The organism is Microcystis sp. M53602_WE12, assembly GCF_030065455.1.
GTDB classification, from domain to species: Bacteria; Cyanobacteriota; Cyanobacteriia; order Cyanobacteriales; family Microcystaceae; genus Microcystis; species Microcystis aeruginosa.
Genome location: NZ_JASJFB010000749.1, coordinates 1 through 3,941 on the forward strand (window position 1 = coordinate 1; position 3,941 = coordinate 3,941).

The 3,941-nt window shown below is 43.9% G+C and carries 2 protein-coding genes and 1 pseudogene; 2 read left to right on the forward strand and 1 reads right to left on the reverse strand.

Annotated elements, in window-relative coordinates:
• Positions 1–261: 261 nt before the first annotated feature.
• Entirely contained in the window at positions 262–1,944 is a 1,683-nt protein-coding gene (locus tag PX482_RS23205; RefSeq protein ID WP_288095848.1) for a hypothetical protein, read from the forward strand.
• 358 nt (positions 1,945–2,302) lie between these two features.
• Here the strand turns inward: PX482_RS23205 and PX482_RS23210 are convergent, their stop codons facing one another.
• Positions 2,303–3,586: a TldD/PmbA family protein gene (locus PX482_RS23210; protein WP_288095846.1), complete on the reverse strand. Its 1,284-nt coding sequence runs from the start codon at positions 3,584–3,586 to the stop codon at positions 2,303–2,305.
• Between the two features lie 208 nt (positions 3,587–3,794).
• Here PX482_RS23210 and PX482_RS28190 point away from each other — a divergent pair.
• Positions 3,795–3,941: pseudogene (locus PX482_RS28190) on the forward strand (Uma2 family endonuclease); the annotation flags it as partial.

Below are 3,941 nucleotides of genomic sequence, written 5' to 3' on the forward strand. Positions count from 1 at the left end.
GCCGACAACGGCAGTCAGGGGAAAATTGAGGGTCAGAGTGGGCATAGATCTGGATTCAGGCGGCCAAATTCTAGTGTAAAACAGAAGCTCCCGGGTCTGGCACTTTTCCCTTTTCTTTCACCCGCAAGTAAAATTTTTTTGATTCCCTTCCCCGGTATTTTAGCTGCATCTCGATGGATTTCTTCCTCCCCGAACCGATCGAGAAGTTGCCGGGTTAATCTAGGATTAGCTCCTGATAACGGCTGTAGAGAGGACAAAAATATGATAGCGACAATAATCGATCGCCTTACGGAAACCAACCCGCAAATTATGCGAGAATGGCAAGGAAGATTAACCCCGAAAAATATCTCGATCGCCTCAGTCATCTCCCTAGTTGGTCAATTATTAGTTTATTTATACTATCAAAATCTCTTGCCAGTAGCGGCGGGATTTAGTCGTTACTGTACCGCTAATCCCCCCAATAACAACGATTATTATCACTATAGTGGGATTAAATACTGCATCCAAGACTTAAATGGTGAATGGATGATTATCTCCCGGTTATGGTGGTTAGATATCTTCACTTTTCTGAGCATTACCGGCATTTTCGCTCTTTTAGTGGTGGGAACCTATCAATTAATCGCCGATCTTTCCGGGGAAGAACGCCGGGGTACACTTAATTTTATCCGTCTGAGTCCCCAACCCGCCAGAACAATTTTTATCGGCAAAATTTTCGGGGTTCCCATTCTCCTCTATCTCGTCTGTCTTCTCGCTTTACCCTTTCACTTGGGGGCGGGTTTATTAGCAGGTATTCCCTTGTCATTAATTTTAGCCTTCTACGCGGTTCTGATCGCTAGTTGTGCCTTTTTCTATCATGCCGCCCTTAGTTTCGCTTTAGCCACGCCATGGTTAGGGGGATTTCAACCCTGGTTAGGCAGCGCTACAGTCTTAATCTTTGTGTTTTATAGCACTATGTTTACTTTATCGGGCTATGGTGGTTCCCGTACCCCCTTTGATTGGTTAATTCTCTTTAATCCTAGTTTTGTCCTCCCCTATCTAGTTAAATCTACTTTTCTCCCCCCCGATGCGGTACGCTATCTAGGAATCTCACAAATCTTTGATCTGCGTTGGTACGGTCAATCTCTCTGGCAATCGGTTATAGTGGGTATTAGCTTAATTTTGCTCAATTTTGCCCTCTGTACCTACGGTTTAACCCGAGTTCTCCAGCGTCGCTTCCATAATCCCCTCGCTACTCTTGTTAGTAAACCCCAAAGTTACTGGATGATGGGCTGTTTTAGCGCTATTAGCCTAGGTTTTGTCTTCCAAACTCTGCAACCGAGCTATATTTTCGATAATTTTGCGATTCTTAGCGTTTTTGTGGCAATTTTTGGCTTGTTAATCCTTTTTGCCCTCACTCCCCCCCGTCAAACTCTCCAAGATTGGACTCGCTATCGTCATTTGCAAGGAAAAACGGGCATTAGTCTGGGAAAAGCTTTAATCTTTGGCGAAAAAAGTCCTTCTACCCTAGCCATGGCTATTAACGTCGCCATTGCCATTTTATTCATTCTTCCCGCTATTTTTATCGCCCCTCTCGATCAATATAAACTAGCCACTGCAGCCGGGTTTCTCTTGGCAATGAACATGATTTTAGTCTATGCCGCTATCGCCCAATTATTGATGTTAGCCAGCACAAATAAACGCGCTTTGCTGGCAGCCACTAGCATCGGCATTTTGATTATTTTCCCCTTCCTCTGTTTTGCTGTCTTGAGAGTTAATCCCAGTCAATCTCCGCTTTTATGGTTTTTTACTTTTCTTCCCATTGCCGCTACTAAATACGCTACATTTCCCTCTTTCGCTTTGGCAATCTTCAGTCAGTGGTTGGGTTTAACCCTCGTCGGATGGCAAATTAATCGGCAATTAAATCGCCTTGGTGCCTCGGCAACTAAAGCGTTAATGCCAAGCTAGAAAATACCGACTCACAGGGGGAATTAAATAATATCTCTGCTGACAATTTTCTCCCCTTGAGTGTCGGTTAAATTTTTTTTCCCAAAAAGCTTGACAAAACCCCACGACTTGACAGATAATTTCTTATAGAATGGGAATCCGTGCCTGCCTGCAAACCCCCTCTTTTCAGGTCAAATAAAGCTCCAAAGAATTAACCCCAAAAAGTAGGGGGAGTTAATTTCAGTTCCGGTGCTGATTAGGAGCATCTTTCAATTTGACAACGCCTATTGTAGGGCTAATTCATGAATTAGCCCTACACCTAGTGATTTCAGTTCCGGTGCTGATTAGGAGCATCTTTCAATTTGACAACGCCACATTTTTACCCCACCACCGATAAACTATCAACGATTAGCGAGGGAGTATAACAGGAGCCATTCCATTGGTTATCGGCCCCCAGAGCGATTAAATTCTGCAAAGCCGTATAAACATTTCCCGTCACCATTGTATCTTTAACGCGTCCGGTGATTTTGCCCTTTTCTATGCGATAACCCAGATCGATATTGACAGAAAAATCGCCAGAAATATCGGCCCCATGACCTAAAATTTGGTCGATAACTAGGCCCTCATCTATTTGCGAGATTAAATCCTCTAAAGTTCCCTCTCCCGGTGCCACGATTAAATTAACCAAATCCGGCATGGGATAAACCCCTAAACTAGGACGAAAACCGTTCCCCGTCGGAGTAGTTTTTAATAGTCTGGCTGTGGTACGATCGCTATAGAATTCTTTAACTCTACCTCCCTCAATTAAAGATAAAAATTTGGTAGGAGTTCCCTCATCATCAAAGGGACAACTATAGGGTTCTCGGTCTGGTTGTTGGGATAAAGTCAACTTTTCTGACATCACCAATTGACCGATTTTATCACTCCAGGGCGAAGACTTTTCTAAGATCTGTTTACCATTTAAAGCCATCGCCACCGTACCCCATAACAGGGTAACTGCATTAGCAGTCAATAAAATTGGTAATTTACCCGTGGGACTATCCACATTATTTGCTGCCCATTGTAGTCGCTGCAATAACTGTTTAATTACCGTTTCGGGATGAGGTGTACTGCGAGTATATTCCCCATCATAAACCGCCAGAAAATCCTCCCCCCGTACCCATTCAATCCCCAGATAATAACTCAAAGCTGTATCGGTATATTGACAATATAAACCCTGGGAATTAACCAAACGGGTGATTTCCCGTTCACATTCCCATTCACCACTACAAATAACCTCAGGATAAACTTGGCGAATATGGCCAATCATTTGATTACCCATCTCGATTAAAGATTCTACCGCCACATCTTGCCCAATCGGGTCATAGATTGCCTGTCGTGGTGCCGAAAATTCGATTTCTTCCGGGGCATTGAGATAGGATAAATTTAACGCTGTTTCTACTAAAATTTCCGGTTCCACATCACCATAACCCACCGCTAACCCTGGACAACCCTCGCGCCATAATCTTAAGGCAGTTCCCACGGATTCGGAACTTTCTAGCTGTTTGAGACGATTAGCCTCAAAAAAAACGGGATGGGAAAGGGAGGAAGATTGATAAACTTCGGCTGCCACCGCTCCCGATGTGAGAGCTAGTTCGATGAGTTGTTGCGGATCGATCGTCATGGTGATAGTTTTTGAGATGATAGCTATCTGATTATCTCAAGCTTCGGCACTTCGGCGCAAACGCTGCTAATAAGACTGCGGCGAGTTAAAAAATTTTTGCTTATTCATCAATATTTTTGAGCAAAGATGATCAAGTTGGCAATGAAGTTATCATAGAATCGATCGAGAGTCAAAAATATGGATACTCCCACCTAGAGAGGCCGAAAAAATGACGATTGCCAAAAGCGACGAAACTGCCACCTCTCCGGCACTGATAGAAGAAGATTTCGAGGACTTCTGGGAACCCCCCCCACCCCCCACAGACTTAATTTTTGATGATGGTGAACCCTTGGAAAGCAACCGACACCGCATTGCC